The organism is Sinosporangium siamense (assembly GCF_016863435.1).
Lineage (GTDB): Bacteria > Actinomycetota > Actinomycetes > Streptosporangiales > Streptosporangiaceae > Sinosporangium > Sinosporangium siamense.
The window spans coordinates 145,437-159,398 of the sequence record NZ_BOOW01000013.1; the positions used below are offsets into that span (position 1 = coordinate 145,437).

10 protein-coding genes are annotated in these 13,962 nt (G+C 71.4%); 4 read left to right on the forward strand and 6 right to left on the reverse strand.

Annotated elements, in window-relative coordinates:
• Positions 1–167 precede the first annotated feature (167 nt).
• Positions 168–656, forward strand: coding sequence for an AMP-binding protein (locus Ssi02_RS11320; RefSeq protein ID WP_239128804.1), 489 nt, complete (start codon positions 168–170; stop codon positions 654–656).
• Positions 657–797: 141 nt separating this feature from the next.
• On the opposite strand, the gene Ssi02_RS11325 is transcribed toward Ssi02_RS11320, so the two are convergent.
• On the reverse strand, positions 798–2,309 hold the full coding sequence (locus Ssi02_RS11325; RefSeq protein ID WP_204024590.1) for a metallophosphoesterase family protein: 1,512 nt from the start codon (positions 2,307–2,309) through the stop codon (positions 798–800).
• Between the two features lie 188 nt (positions 2,310–2,497).
• Here Ssi02_RS11325 and Ssi02_RS11330 point away from each other — a divergent pair, with 188 nt between their 5' ends.
• The gene (locus tag Ssi02_RS11330; RefSeq protein WP_275410653.1) at positions 2,498–4,105 is read left to right on the forward strand and encodes a bifunctional 3'-5' exonuclease/DNA polymerase; all 1,608 of its coding nucleotides are present in this window, start codon (positions 2,498–2,500) and stop codon (positions 4,103–4,105) included.
• A gap of 134 nt (positions 4,106–4,239) precedes the next feature.
• Here Ssi02_RS11330 and Ssi02_RS11335 read toward each other — a convergent pair whose 3' ends face one another.
• On the reverse strand, positions 4,240–5,517 hold the full coding sequence (locus tag Ssi02_RS11335; RefSeq protein WP_204024591.1) for an MFS transporter: 1,278 nt from the start codon (positions 5,515–5,517) through the stop codon (positions 4,240–4,242).
• Between the two features lie 262 nt (positions 5,518–5,779).
• On the opposite strand from Ssi02_RS11335, the gene Ssi02_RS11340 reads away from it, so the two are divergent.
• Positions 5,780–6,076 carry a helix-turn-helix domain-containing protein gene (locus Ssi02_RS11340; protein WP_204024592.1) on the forward strand — a complete coding sequence of 99 codons (297 nt, stop codon included), beginning with the start codon at positions 5,780–5,782 and terminating at the stop codon, positions 6,074–6,076.
• A 95-nt stretch (positions 6,077–6,171) separates the two neighbouring features.
• Here the strand turns inward: Ssi02_RS11340 and Ssi02_RS11345 are convergent, their stop codons facing one another.
• The 4 genes from Ssi02_RS11345 to Ssi02_RS11360 all read right to left on the reverse strand — a co-directional run bounded on the left by Ssi02_RS11345 (position 6,172) and on the right by Ssi02_RS11360 (position 12,085).
• Complete coding sequence (locus tag Ssi02_RS11345) at positions 6,172–8,088, reverse strand: serine/threonine-protein kinase (RefSeq protein WP_204024593.1); 1,917 nt, start codon at positions 8,086–8,088, stop codon at positions 6,172–6,174.
• Between the two features lie 237 nt (positions 8,089–8,325).
• The gene (locus Ssi02_RS11350) at positions 8,326–9,726 is read right to left on the reverse strand and encodes a YlbE family protein (protein ID WP_204024594.1); all 1,401 of its coding nucleotides are present in this window, start codon (positions 9,724–9,726) and stop codon (positions 8,326–8,328) included.
• Complete coding sequence (locus Ssi02_RS11355) at positions 9,723–11,132, reverse strand: AllF/FdrA family protein (protein ID WP_204024595.1); 1,410 nt, start codon at positions 11,130–11,132, stop codon at positions 9,723–9,725. The genes Ssi02_RS11350 and Ssi02_RS11355 overlap by 4 nt, the downstream gene beginning before the upstream one ends.
• A gap of 74 nt (positions 11,133–11,206) precedes the next feature.
• On the reverse strand, positions 11,207–12,085 hold the full coding sequence (locus Ssi02_RS11360) for an oxamate carbamoyltransferase subunit AllH family protein (RefSeq protein ID WP_204024596.1): 879 nt from the start codon (positions 12,083–12,085) through the stop codon (positions 11,207–11,209).
• Positions 12,086–12,256: 171 nt separating this feature from the next.
• On the opposite strand from Ssi02_RS11360, the gene Ssi02_RS11365 reads away from it, so the two are divergent.
• Positions 12,257–13,912, forward strand: a complete 1,656-nt coding sequence (locus Ssi02_RS11365) for a PucR family transcriptional regulator (protein WP_204024598.1) — start codon at positions 12,257–12,259, stop codon at positions 13,910–13,912.
• The last annotated feature ends 50 nt before the right edge of the window (positions 13,913–13,962 follow it).

A 13,962-nucleotide genomic window follows, 5' to 3' on the forward strand; every position in this document is an offset into this window, starting at 1 on the left:
GATTCGGGATCCGACAGAGCGGCGTCCAGGTAGACCCAGCCGAATTCGGTGCCGGCGACTACTATGCGCAACGGATTCTGGTCGGTCACAAAGCCCGGCGTTTGCAGGGCGACCTGTGGGGGGCACTCGACCACCGGGAGGTCTCGGCGGTTTGGGTGACGCGGGAGATGGCGAAACGCACCAGTGAGGCCGAGGGCGTGGAGGTCACCCACCGGGCCGCCGCCAACACCGTGGAGGACATCAACGACAGATGCGCCGCCGGCCCTGGCGACCGTGTGCTCGCGGTCTCCGCGCTCGACTTCGACTTGTCCGTCTACGACATCTTCGGCCTGCTTTCCGCCGGCGGCGCCGTCGTCACCGTCGACGAGGCGAACGCCCGGCGCCGGGCGACCCTCGCCGCCCGGCACGGGGTGAGGATCTGGAACACCGTCCCCAAGCTGCTCGACATGCTCCTGGTCGTGCTCGAATCCGGCGGACCCGGCGGTCCGGTACGGCTGCGCCGCGCCCTGGCCTCGGGAGACTGGGGCGGGGGTTTCGGGAGACTGGGGCGGGCTGAATCTGCCGGACAGACTGGCCCGTGCCATACCCGGATGCCGGCTGGCGGCGCTCGGCGGGGCGACCGAGGCGTCGATCTGGTCCAACGCGTTCGAGGTTGAGCGGGTCGATCCGGTATGGCGGTCGATTCCGTACGGTTACCCGCTGCAAGGGGAGAGCTTGCGGGGGAGCGCGGCCGGGCCGGCGATGTGCGAGATCCGGCCGCGGCTCTCCGCCGGCTCGTGCCGTACCTCCCCGCCGGGTCAGGAGGTCTTCGGCAGCGAGATGACCACTTCGTCCTCCAGGGGCGGGTTCACCTCCTGGGCGAGGCAGCCGGTGGCGGCGAAGCAGCGGATCCGCAGGGTGTCGGGGGAGACGCTGATGTGGAGGAAACTCTTGAAGAACGGAGGCTGGTCCCAGTCCGACATCTCCGATAGATAGCGGTGGAAGACCCGGCCCACCGGCAGGCGCACCGGCGAGCCGCCCGCCCCCAGCAGACCCGCCGCCCAGCGCATGCGGCGCGTGATCCTGACCCGCTCGGCCTGCGGGCGCACCGGAGGGTTGCCGACGCGCTCCCGCATGATGGCCGCCGCCTCCTTGGGCGCGAGGTAGAGCCAGCGCATGCGGAGCCGCCTGCTGTAGAGCCGGCTGTAGAACGACAACGAGTCGCCGCGCAGCGGATAGCAGCGGAAGTCGTCCTCGTCCACGCCGCCCACGCTGATCCGGTCGATCGTATGCGTCGCGTGGGTGAACGCCCCCGAACCGCCCGCCACGAGGTATTCGATCGTACGGTCACCCACCTTCACCGGGTAACGCTGGTAGTTGTGGATGTCACCGCCGATCGCCACCACATAGTTGTGGGCGGGGTCCCGCACGATGTCGTCGATCGTGCCGCCGCCCTCGATCTTCGACGGCTTGTAGGCGTTGCGCGTGTAGATCGGTTTGCCGGTGACGAGCATCTTCGGGCGTGGGTCACGTGACACCTCCCGTAACCATTGCCCCTGTTCGGCGTCGATTTCGCCGTTGATCCCGGTGTCCACTCCGACGATCAGCAGGTTCGGCGTCTCCATCGCCCAGTAGGGGCCCGGCTGCGTCGCCCGCTGGCCCTGGGCGCCCCGGCGCTTGCGGGCCATGGCCAGCCGCGGCTCGTCGATCGCCTCCGGCTTGCGCCAGAAGAGGCCGCGCAGCAGGCCCCCCACCCGGTGGTGCCGCGGGTGGAGCGGGGGAGCGTCGCAGAAGACCCGCATGAATCCACCGAGGCCGTCGTACCAGTCGTGGTTTCCGGGAAGGGCGTAGATGGGCGAGGGATAGTCCTGATATGGGCGGAAAAACTTATCGTCATAATCGCTTGCTGCCCCCGCCGGATAAACCACGTCACTCGCCACCACTGCGAACGACGTGCCCTCACCCAGCTTTAACAGTCCAGGCACCACGGCATATTGCGAGAAATCCCCCTCACCGGGGTCGCCCAGCAGCAGGAATGAGAAGTCATCCCCCTCCACAGGCCTGATGCGAAAGCCCGGCTCCGCCCCGCGTCTCCGCTGCTCCGCCACCCACGCCCGGCGGATCTTCGGTGAGGGGTCCCCGAACAACTTGGCGACCACCTCGTTGCGGGACCGCCATAACGTCAGCGGATGCAGCCACGAGAAGCTCTTGCGATTTGGCTTAAGTTGGACAAACGTGCCAATCTCCCCGCAGTCCCAGCCTGCTCCCTCCTCCGAAACCCGCGAAGAACCCTCGCGTCCACGCTCGACGGCTGCCGTCAAATCGACCATGGTTACATCCTCGCGGCGCACACCCTCTCGCGCACGAACTTGCTTCACATTCCACAGAAACCAGGCAGGTCGGCTAGTCCGCCACGATCCACCTTTCCACCCGCTCCCGCACCCGCCCCGGACCGAGGATTTTTGGCGCACCTGGTCCGGGGATTGTCGGTGGGGGGTGGCAGGCTGGGTGGGTGCGGGTGGGAAGGGTCGAGGTGGCGGCTGAGGGGGCCGGGGGGTCGATCACGGCTGTGGGTGGGGAGACGCGGTGGGTGGACGATCTCGTGGGGGTGATGCGTGAGCTGGAGGGGGAGCGGCCGCGGTGGGTGTGGGGGGATGGGCGGGAGTTTTATCCGGGGGTGTTGAAAGCGGATCTGCGGGTCTCGCGCTGCCACGACCTGTTCTTGACGGAGGGGCTGCTCCTGGCCGCCGAAGGCCGGTTCGGTGAGCCTCGATCGGTTGGGGCGGCTTACGCGAGGCTTCACGGGTTGCCGGTTCCCGGCGAACGCGCCGGTCCGGTCGCGGGGGATCAGGGCACGCTTTTCGAGACGGCGAGCGAGGCGCCGCCCGTGCCCGCGGCCGAGATGGTCGCGGAGGTCCACGCCGACCAGCTCCGGCGGATCGCCGCCCGGGAGGATCCGGCCCGGTTCGGGCTGCTGGTGGCGGCGGAGTCGGCCGGAGGGCTGATCGCCGCCGAGATGAGCCACGACGGCATGCCGTGGCGGCGCGACGCGCACGACGCCCTGCTCACCGAGCTGCTCGGGCCGCGCCCCGCGCACGGCATGCGCCCGGCCAGACTCCAGCACCTCGCCGACGAGGTGTCGGCCGCCTTCGGCAGGCAGGTCAACCCCGACTCCCCGCAGCAGATCGTCAAGGCGTTCAAGACGGCCGGGGTGACGGTGCCGTCCACCAGGTCCCACGTGCTCAAGCAGGTCGAGCACCCGGCTGTCGCGCCGCTCCTCGCCTACAAGGAGCTGGCCCGGCTGTTTAGCTTCCACGGCTGGGTGTGGGCCGACCAGTGGGTGCACGGCGACCGCTTCCGGCCGGAATATGTGGTGGGCGGCGTCGTCTCGGGGCGCTGGGCCACGAGCGGCGGTGGCGCGCTCCAGATTCCCAAGATCATGCGTCGTGTGGTGGTGGCCGACGAGGGCTGGTCGCTGGTCGTGGCCGACGCCGCCCAGCTGGAGCCCCGTGTGCTCGCCGCTATGGCGGGCGACCGCGGCCTCGCCCACGCGGCGGGCGAGATCGACCTCTACTCCGCCCTGGCCCAGTCCTTCGGCGGGGCCCGCGACGACGCCAAGCTCGCCATGCTGTCGGCGATGTACGGCGGCACCAGCGGCGACGCGTCCAAACTCCTGGCCTTGATGCGTGAGCGCTTCCCCCGCGCCTACGGCTTTGTCGAGGCCGCCGCCAAGGCGGGTGAGGACGGCAAACTTGTGCGCTCCTGGCTCGGCCGTACAAGCCCCCCGCCCTCCGACAGTTGGCGTGAGCTCGTCTCCACTCCGGAGGGCACCCGCGCCGCCCGCGACCGCGGCCGGTTCACCCGTAACTTCGTAGTCCAGGCCACCGCCGCCGAGTGGGCCCTGGCCATGATGGCGGTCCTCCGCACCCGGCTGCCTGCCCCCGCCCACCTGGTCTTCTTCCAGCACGACGAGATCATCGTGCACTGCCCGGCCCCTCTGGGCCCCGAGGTGGCGGCGGTCGTCCACGACGCGGCGGTCGAGGCGACCCACCTCCTGTTCGGCTCCACCCCGGTGCGCATCCCCATGGAAACCGCAATCGTTTCGTGCTACGCAGACGCCAAATAACCCATTTAGCACGAAATTTCATGACATTACGCGAGGTGGGCTCGTGTAATTTACCCCTTCTGGGAAGCTCGCTATTGGTGGTGGCAACGGCAAACGCCTGAAGGACGTTCACGCCGGGCTGCGGGGTTAGTGGTTCAGGTGCGGCGGCCGGCGAGGAGGAACCACGCGGTGCACAGCACCACAAGTGTGCTTGTGACGATGCCGAGGGTGGCGTAGCTCCACCAGCCGACGATCGCGCCCGCGACGAGGGTGCCGCCGGCGCCGCAGACGTTCATGAGGAGGTCGGACAGGCCCTGTACGGCGGGGCGGCGTTCGAGCGGGACCGACTCGGTGAGCAGGGCGGAGCCGGCGACGAGGGCGCAGGACCAGCCGACGCCGAGGAGGGTGAGGCCGGCGGTGATCTGGGGGACGTTGTGCGGGTCGGCGGCGGGGGCGATGACGGCGGCCGACAGGAGAAAGACGAGGCCGAGGACGAGGACCGGGGCTCTGCCGTACCGGTCGGAGAGCCAGCCGACGATGGGGGAGAAGACGTACATGCCGGCGATGTGCAGGCTGATGATCATGCCGATGACGGTGACGCTCGCCCCGTGGTGATCCATGTGCACGGGGGTCATGGTCATGATGGAGGCCATCGCGGTGTGCGCGACCGCGATCGTGACGAGGGCCCGCCGGGCGTTGACCGACTCCTTGAGAGCGGTCCAGGCGTCGCGGGTGGCGCGGGGCCTGCTCTTGGGGGCGATGTCGCCGCCGGCGGCGCGGCGTGCGGTGACGAGCGGGTCGGGGCGCAGGCCGATCGCCACGATCAGCAGGGCGGTGAGCGCGGTGATCGCGGCGACGGCGAACGGGCCCGCCGGCGGGCTGAGGCCCGCCCAGGCGCTGAGGCTCAGGGACGGGCCGACGAGATTGGGGCCGATGACCGAGCCCACGGTGAGGGCCCACACGGCGAGCGACAGGTGCCGGCCGGCGTGCCCGGGGGGTGACAGGTCGGTGGCGGCGTAGCGTGCGGCCAGGCCGCCGGCGCTGCCGCCGCCCATGAGCACGAGCCCGGCGAGCAGCAGGGGCCAGGAGGAGATCTCGACGGCGGCGACGCCGATGAGACACCCGGCGAGCGCGGCGGCGAACGCGGTCGCCAGACCCGGCCTGCGCCCGCCCCGCGCCGCGAGGTTCGCGATCGGCAGCGCGAGCATCGCCGCGCCGAGCACGCTCGCCGTCCCGGCGAACCCGCCGATCGCCGCCGAACCCGACAGCTTCGCCACGATCAGCGAGGAGTATGCCAACCCCACAGCGACCCCGACCCCACCCGTCACCTGCGCCGCCGCCAGCACGGCAAGCGTGCGCCGCTGCACGACGCGCAGCCGCTCAGGTCCAAGATCGGTGGGAGATATAGCGGACTTCGTGGGGATTTCCGTCACGGGTGAAGTGTGCCATCACCCCTGGCACGCTCCACCGCCCACCCGCTCGCAAACCTCCCCATCGCCGCCTCCCGCGCTATCGGCATCCCCTCCAGCTCTCGTTGCCTACCGCACAGCCGGGCCCCCGCGACATCCCCTCACAGCCCTCGTTACCTATCCCGCCGCGCTGGGACACCGTGGCATCCCCTCACAATTCCCGCTGTCTCCTGGGCCGCCCCTGCTACCGTCTCGCGCGGTTGGAATCGTTCGAGAGGCACGTGTGATGGCTGGATACCACACCCGATGGGTTCGGTCCGAGGTTCATGACGACGACCCCGAGCGCTTGGAGATTCGTGAGGCCCTCGCCTTCGGCAAGGCGCACTACGACCGCCGGACCGCTATGGGGCTGAGTGTGGCCCAGGTGGCCGAGCGGGCGGACATGAGTGAGGACGAGGTCGAGTGCATTGAGGAAGGCGGCACCGCTCCGATGGTCCCGCTGCTGCGCCGCCTGGCGGCGGCACTCGACGCCGATGTGCGACTCACCGCCGCCGACGTGCACTTCGAGGCCCACGCCGCCTGAGGGCAAGGCCAGGAAAGGGCCTTTCGTAAGCACCGTTTCGTCCGCGGCTGAGGGCGGGTGGAGAAGTCAGATGCCGAAGCAGCGTGTCGGGCCGTTCAGGACGGGGTGAAGGTGTCGAGGAAGGTGGCGCGGAGTTTCGCGTTGTCGTCCCAGCGGGCTTCGGGGAGGGCGAACTCGATCGTGTACGCCTTGTCATCGCTGATGTTGACGAAGCGGGTGAGGGCGTGCATGGGCACCCCGTTGGACTCCGTGTAGGTGTACTCCCAGTCGGTGGCCTTCCACTCCCCGTAGCTCACCGTCTGCAACTGGATCTGGATATACTCCGCCACCGTCGCTCCGGCACGTTCCCTGGTGAGGGTTTCGTAGCCGCCGTCGGCCACGGGGGTGGCGGGCAGGACCGTGATGCTCATGCGTGAGTCCTGCGGGCCGTTGAAGCGGAAGCCGCCCTCACGCTCGGTGGTGCGCCACGAGGTGGGGATGGCGGCGGAGAAGCCGCCCTGGACGCGGCGTTTGTAGCCGTCGGGCACCCGGCCGCTGCCGGTGACGGGGCGGGGGGTGGTCGAGCGGGCGGGAGGTTTCGCGGTGGGGACGTTGCCCTGCGGGGTGGCGGGTTCCTCCTCGCCGCCGGGCAGGACGATGAGCATGATCGCCGCCACGAGGGCGACGACCCCGGCGGCGGCGACGGCGATGAGCCGGGGGGTGGGTTGCCCCTGCTGCATCCACTTGCCGTTCTCCTCGACGGCTCTGCGGCGGCCGCCCCGGCCGCTGCGAGGCGCGGGGGCGGGGGTGCCGCGGCGGCCGCGGCCGACGGGTCTCGGGGTGGTGGGCGCTTCGGGGACGACCTCGCCTGCGGGGGTGTCGGGGACTCTGTTCCCGCCGGACGAGCTGCGCAGGGCGTCGAATCCGAGGCTCTGCAGGTCGGCGGGTGAGCCGAAGGGGTCGTCCGCGGGAGGTGCCGCGGGGGAGGCGGGCACGTCGGGGTGGGTCCCGTTGGGGATCGCGGGCATGAGCGGCGAGCCGTCGGCGGGCACGCGGATGGGGCCCGAGGGGGTCTCGATGATGCGCAGCGGCGTGGGCCCGAGCGGCGGGTCGAGCGGCGGCAGCAGATGCGGCGCGGCGGCGGCGTCGGGCGCGGCGGCGGCCGGGGTCTGGGCGAGGTCGGGCGGGCTGGAGCCGTGGCTGCGCAGGACGCGTTCCAGCATTTCGGCCACCTGGCCGGCGTTGATGCGCTCGGCCGGGTTCTTGCGGAGCAGGCCGTCGATGACGGGCAGCAGGGCGCCTGCCCGCTGCGGCCGGGTGGGCTCCTGGGTGAGCACCGCGCCGAGCACGGCGACGGCGTCGGGCCCTTCGTACGGCGGACGCCCCTCGACCGCGGCGTAAAGCGTGGCCCCGAACGACCAGAGGTCGGCGGAGTGGGTGACGGGCTGCCCTTGCAGCCGCTCCGGCGGGATGTAGGCCGGCGACCCCATGAGCAGCCCGGTCTGGGTGATGTTGACATCGCCTTCGACGGCGGCGATGCCGAAGTCGGTGAGGATGACCCGGTCGGAGGTCAGCATGACGTTGCCGGGTTTGACGTCGCGGTGGAGGATGCCCGCCGCGTGGGCGTGGCGCAGCGCGTCGAGGATCCGCACGCCTATCTCGGCGGCCTGCACGACGGGTAGGGGTCCGCTCTGGCGCACGGCCTGTTCGAGCGACCAGGCCCGCACGAGCTCCATGACGATCCAGGGCCGCTCGTCCTCTTCCACGACATCGTGCACGGTCACGATGCCGGGGTGGCTGAGTCTGGCCGCGGATCTGGCCTCGCGGAGCATGCGCCGGTGCGCGGAGCGTTTGCCGGCCTCGTCGAGGCCGTAGGGGAGAATGAGTTCCTTGACCGCGACGTCGCGGTCGAGTAGGACGTCGTGCGCGTGCCAGACCATGCCCATGCCGCCTCGGCCGACCGGCGACAGCAGTCGGTAGCGGCTGCCGACGAGGCGGCCCTGGTTCTCCTTGGCGCCATGCCCTTCCGGCATCGGAGGCACCTTCCCGAGCAGGCGGTCGGTCGTCAAATCCGTACCCCCTCATCCAGGTCATCCAGCGCCGGGCGCGTCTCAGGCAGGGCACACGACATGAGCTGTGATTGTTCCAGATTGCGGGGCTGTACACGATATCGGCTGTGGAACCACCACTTATCCACACATAAAGCTAGCGTGGAAAGGGCATAGTGTCGCGCGACTTGACCTGCGGAGTCATGGAGAGTCGGGGATCGTTCAAGCGGTGTTTTCCGGAGCCTCCTCCGCCAGCGCGGCGAGCGCTGTGGTAAATGCCTCAACGGGGGGATTGACCAGCCCTGCTCCCACCTGACCGGTTCCCGCCACCCGCCCGGCGATACCGGTGTTGACCACAGGCAGCAGCCCGGTCCGCGCGACCAGCGTGACGTCAATGCCCACGGGTGTGCCCCGGAATCCAAGCCCGGGAATCTGGTACGCCGGGTGCTCGGCCAGCGTGATCTCGTACATCGATCGGGTCGCCGCCGTCGCCTCCGCCACGTCGCCGCCGACGAACCGCACGATGGCCGGTGAGGCGGCCATCGCGAACCCGCCCACACCCCCCGTCTCGGTGATCGTCGAATCCCCGATGTCAGGGTTGGCGTCGGCCGGGCCGTACGCCCCGAGATAGAGCCCGTCGGGCACCCCCGCGGGCCCGGTGAACCACCGGTCGCCGAGGCCCGACACCTGGATGCCGAAGTCGGTGCCGTTGCGCGCCATCGCCACCACCATGGAGGATCCGGGCACGTTCCGCGCCGCGTCCGCCGAAACCTTGCAGGCGGCCATGCCGGCGTTCAGGAAGAAGTGATCGTTGCCGTGGATGAAGCGAAGCACCTCGGCCGCCCGCTCCGGCGCGGCGTCGACGATCGCCGGGGCGAGCTCGCGCAGCAGCAGTGACGTGGCCGCCCGGTTGCGATTGTGGAGCTCGTCACCCATCTGCAGCGCCTGCGCCATCAGTGCGCGCAAATCCAGCGGCCCGCTCACCGCGAGCGCCGCCCGCAGCACCGGGCCGAGCACGTCGCCCATCCACTGCAGCCGTTTGAGCACCTCGGGGCCGTAGGCGCCGTAGCGCAGCACCTTGCCCAGCCCCTCGTTCAGCGAGCAATAGGCGGTGCCGCCGTGCTCGGCGTCGTGCACCTCCAGCATCCACATCGACCGGCTCACCACTCCGGCCATCGGCCCGACGGTCCGGTGGTGGTGGCAGGGCGACAGGCGCACGTCGCCCGCGGCGAGCATCCGCTCGGCCTCCCGCGCGTCGCCCGCGGCCCCTTCGTACAACATCGCGCCGATCAGCGCCCCCCGCAGCGGCCCCGACGCCCGCTTCCACCCGATGGGCGGCCCCGCGTGCAGGAACGCGCCGGGCGCCAGGTCGAGCACCTCGTGCGCGGGCCGTACGGTGACCAGGTGCGGCCGGGCCGACAGGAGCCGGTCGACGGCGGTCTCGTTGGCCGCCGCACGCCGCGGGTCGGCGAGCACACGGGCGATAGCCGCCTCGGTGCCGGGCAGCGGTGGCCGCCAGTCGACCCCCACGCGGGGTACGGCTTGCGCGTCGACGGCCTCCCCCAGCAGGCCGGCGCCCACCGTGATCACCTGGAGGTCTCCGGAGAGCATCGGCAGCGTCATTTGGCACTCCCGGTCAGTGAGACGGCGTGCCGTACGGCATGCGCGTTGGAGATGAACACCGACGCCCCCGCGCCGGCCAGCGCGTGGATCTGCCGGGTGAGGCCCTGTGGATCGCCCTCGGTGCCGACGACCACGGCGACGACGGCGATGCCGCGCCGCACAGCCTGGGCGACGGCGGGGGCTAGGGAGGCCGACGGGTCGGGGTCGGCGCCGTGGCCGAGTACGACGTCCAGCAGGACGACGTCGCCCGCCGGCACGGCGGCCAGAGCGTCGAGGCGGAGTGTTCCGTCGATCATGGGGTGCGGGCGGCCCCGCGTGTAGGCGTCGGCGCCGAAGTCGGTGAACGTGCCCTCGCCGGCCAGGGCCTCCGCCTCGGCGCACAGCGTGCCGCCCGCGTACAGCCCGTGGAGAGCGCCGCCGGCCCACCCCGGCCCGTGCGCGGTCATCTCACCGGACTCCCGCGCGATCCAGGAGGGCCAGTCGGGGATCGGCATCTCCAAGGCGTTGAGTACGGCTTCCGCCGCCGAGGTCAGGTCGTGCCCGTCCGGCCCGAGCAGCGCCGGCACGACCGGCGTGGCGAGGCCGCGGACGGTGTCGAGCACCAGGTCGGCCGCCTCGGGGGCGGGCGGTTTGGAGATGAGCACGATGAGGGAGGTGGCCGGGTCGGCGTCCAGCGCCCGCAGCGCCCGCACGGTGGAACGCCCGCGAACCTCGGCCGACAGGTCGCGCCCGCCGACGCCCAGGATGTGGCTGACGCCCGCACCCGCGTGGTCGAGCAGCGTCGCGACCTGCTGAGCTCCGGTGCCCGAGGCCGCCACCAGCCCGACCTCACCCGGTCTCAGCACGTTGGCGAAACCGAGGCCCACGCCGCCCACGGCAGCCGTGCCGCAGTCAGGGCCCATCACGAGCGCGCCGACGGCGGCCGCCCGGTCCTTCAGCCGGATCTCCTGCTCGATGGACACGTTGTCGCTGAACACCATGACCGAGACCCCGGCCTCGACCGCGTCGAGCGCCTCGGCGAAGGCGTGCTCACCGGGGACCGAGACCAGCGCCACCGCCGCCCCTTCCACCCCGGCGAGCGCGGCCCGGGTGGTGCGCGGCGGGCTCACCGCCGCCTCCCCGCCGGTCCTCCGGTTCGCGAGCGCGGCGAACTGCCGCTCCAGCTCGGCCTCCGCGGCGTCGAGCGTGCCGGCGTCGCCGGCCCGCACGGCGATCAGCAGCCCCGAGGGGTCGGCGGGCGGAAGATCGAACCCGAGGTCGCGGGCGAGCCCCAGGTTCAACTCCGTCGCCATCGCCACCACGGCCGCCTCGACCCCGGGCAGCGCGGCCAGCGCCCGGCTGACCCCCATCAGGCTCACCGAGTCGTGGTAGACCCCGCTACGCACCCGGACGAGATCAGCGCTCATCGTTCCCCCCAACCTTCCGTACGGACAATCCCGGATAGGTCTGTCGTGTGCCCGTCGTGCGGGCTTTGATCTGGTCAGGCCAGGCTCACCACGGTGTCGAGGCCGATGCGGAGCCCGCAGGCCAGGTCGGCGCCGGAGGTGTGGCCGAGGGGGAGCAGGCGTTGCACGGCGGGTTCGAGGGGGTGGCGCCCGGCCATGCCGCGCAGCACCGACATCACCTCGGGGCTGGCCTCGCCGCGGGCCGCGCAGTGCAAGAGCGTCGCGGAGATGGGGGTGGTCCGGGTGCGGGCGTCGAACGTGACCGCGGCGGCCAGCCAGTCGGCCAGGTGGACGGCTCTCGGCACCCCGGCGGCGGTGCCGAGGTGGCGCAGGGCGACGAGCAGCCCGGCCAGGACGTCGTCGCCGCTCGGGGTGAGCCCGGGGCCGAGGCCGATGAGCCGGTAGGCCGCGCTGATGGTGTCGAGTAGCGATCCGCGGGCGCAGCCGTCGGCGAGCAGGGCGACCGCGCCGTTGCCGTCGAGGCCGGGCCGTCTGGCCGCCCGGTCGAGGGCGGCGGCCATGGCGGGGGCGGCGAGGGCGAGCAGGCCGGGCTCCGCGGGGCCGAGCGGGGGAGCGGGATTCCACCAGCGTCCGGCGCTGAGGCTGAGGCCGCCGAGCCGGATCGTGCCGTCGCCGACGGCGGCGTCGTCGCCCATGGCCGCCTCGGGGACGGCGCCGGAGAGCACGATGGAGTTGGGGAGCCGTACGGCGTCGCCTCTGATCACGGCGACGACCTGTGGCTCGTTCTCGGTCCGGACCTCCAGGTAGATCCCCGCCGGAAACGCCGCCAGCACCCGGGCCGGCCTCCGGGGCGACTCGAGGACCGGGCGCAGTGCCGTACTCGCCGCCCCTGTCACATGCGTGGTCGGGCGCACCTGCGCACGCCGCGCTGCAGGGCGTGTTCCGACGGTCACGAAAAGACCTCCTGACGTGGGCGGATACCTGGAATGTGCCTGCCCTTCGGCATGGCTCTCGAACCCGACGGTAGAGCGTGATTCGGAGCGGCCCGTACGGAGAAAGATGCCAACAGTCCGCCTAAAGGTTGGCTCTTCCTGACAGATGGGTGCATGGGTAAGAATCTCCCTATGGAGCCCCCTGTACGGCTGGCAAGTACCGGCACGATCATCCACGGTGTAGCGGTGGGTGAGGTTCTCGGCGTTTCCACGCTCGCCGGAGCGCGACTGATCGCCGGAGAGAACGGCCTGAACCGGATCGTGCAGCGACTCAACGTGATGGAGGTCCCCGACATCCTCGCGTGGGTCAAACCCCATGAACTCCTGCTGACCACCGGCTATCCGCTGCGCAACACCCCCCAGTCCCTCAGCAGGCTCATCACCGACCTCGACGAACGGGGACTGGCCGCGCTCGCCGTCAAACTCGGCCGCTATCTCGACGAGCTCCCCGAGGAGATGGTCGAGCAGGCCGACCGGCTGGGCTTCCCGCTGATCCAGCTCCCAAACGACGTCGGCTTCGACGACATCCTCAACCAGGTCCTCACCGACATCCTGAACCGGCAGGCCGCCGCGCTCGCCCGCACCGAGGAGGTGCACCGGGCTCTCGTACAGGTCGTGCTGGCCGGGGGCGGGCTGCGCGAGGTGACCGCCGAGGTGTCGGGGCTGCTCGACGTCGCGGTCGCGGCGGTCGACGGCGTGGGCCGGGTGCAGGCCGCCACCGGTCCGAACGACCAGGTCCTCGCCCTGCGCGACATCATCGCCCGCGAGGTGGCCGCCGTCGACGCGGTGGGCCGCGGCCACGCCGGACGTTCACCCGCGGGGCGCGGCGACAAGAGCGACGCCCCCGCCGGGCCCGGCGCCTACGCCACCGTGCCGGTCGTCGCCGGCGGCCACCACCACGGGCGGATCGTCGCCTACAGCCCGGCGGGCGCGCTCAGGGAGAGCGACATCGGCATCCTGGAACGCGCTGCCACGGTCGCCGCGCTCGTCGTGACCCGCCAGGAGGCGGTCAACGCCGTCGAGAGCAAATATCGCGCCGACTTCCTGCGCGACGTGCTCACCGGCCGCGCCGGCGGCGCCGAGCGGGTCGCCGCCCGCGCCCGCGCCTTCGGCTGGGACCTGGAGCGGCCCGTGACCGTGCTCGTCGCCGAACTCGACCCCGAGGGCGACGTGCGCGTGGCGCAGGACCGCCTGATCACCTCGTGGGCGGGGGCGATGCGCCGCCACGACCCGAGCGGCGCGGTCGCCGGCTTCTCGCACGAGGTCGTGGCGATCGTCGGCTCGGCCGTGGACGGCACCCGTATGGCCAAGGACGCCGCCGCCGCGCTCGCCGACGCCTGCGTCACGACCTTCTCCACCGGCACGAGTCGTACGGCTGCCGCCCCCGAGGAGCTACCCGAGGCCTATGCCCAGGCCCTCAAGGCGGCCAGGGTCGGCCGTCAGCTCCACGGGCCCGGCGCGGTGGCCCACTTCGACCAGCTCGGCGTCTATCGGTTGCTTTCGCTCGTGAACGACACCGAGGAACTCCATGCCTTCGTCAAGGAGACCTTGGGCCCCCTGGCCGGGGACGCCGACGCGGAGAACGCCGACCTGCGCCGCACGCTCCACGTGCTCCTGGAGACCAACCTCAACGTCGCCGAGACCGCCCGCCGCCTGCACTTCCACTACAACACGCTGAGGTATCGCATCGGCAAGCTGGAACGATTGCTGGGAAACTTCACCGAGGACGCTCACCTCCGGCTCAACCTCACGCTGGCCCTTCACATCATGCGCATGCGCGGAATCTGATGGAATTCGCGATGGTACCCCTGGTCAGAAGCACAGATTTGGCACATCAT

What these genes read in the sequence shown, in the direction of transcription:
- Ssi02_RS11320 (WP_239128804.1), top strand. Translation starts at nt 168, where the DNA reads ATGGCGAAACGCACCAGTGAGGCCGAGGGCGTGGAGGTCACCCACCGG.
- Ssi02_RS11325 (WP_204024590.1), bottom strand. Translation starts at nt 2,309, where the DNA reads ATGGTCGATTTGACGGCAGCCGTCGAGCGTGGACGCGAGGGTTCTTCG.
- Ssi02_RS11340 (WP_204024592.1), top strand. Translation starts at nt 5,780, where the DNA reads ATGGCTGGATACCACACCCGATGGGTTCGGTCCGAGGTTCATGACGAC.
- Ssi02_RS11345 (WP_204024593.1), bottom strand. Translation starts at nt 8,088, where the DNA reads ATGCCGGAAGGGCATGGCGCCAAGGAGAACCAGGGCCGCCTCGTCGGC.
- Ssi02_RS11350 (WP_204024594.1), bottom strand. Translation starts at nt 9,726, where the DNA reads ATGACGCTGCCGATGCTCTCCGGAGACCTCCAGGTGATCACGGTGGGC.
- Ssi02_RS11355 (WP_204024595.1), bottom strand. Translation starts at nt 11,132, where the DNA reads ATGAGCGCTGATCTCGTCCGGGTGCGTAGCGGGGTCTACCACGACTCG.
- Ssi02_RS11365 (WP_204024598.1), top strand. Translation starts at nt 12,257, where the DNA reads ATGGAGCCCCCTGTACGGCTGGCAAGTACCGGCACGATCATCCACGGT.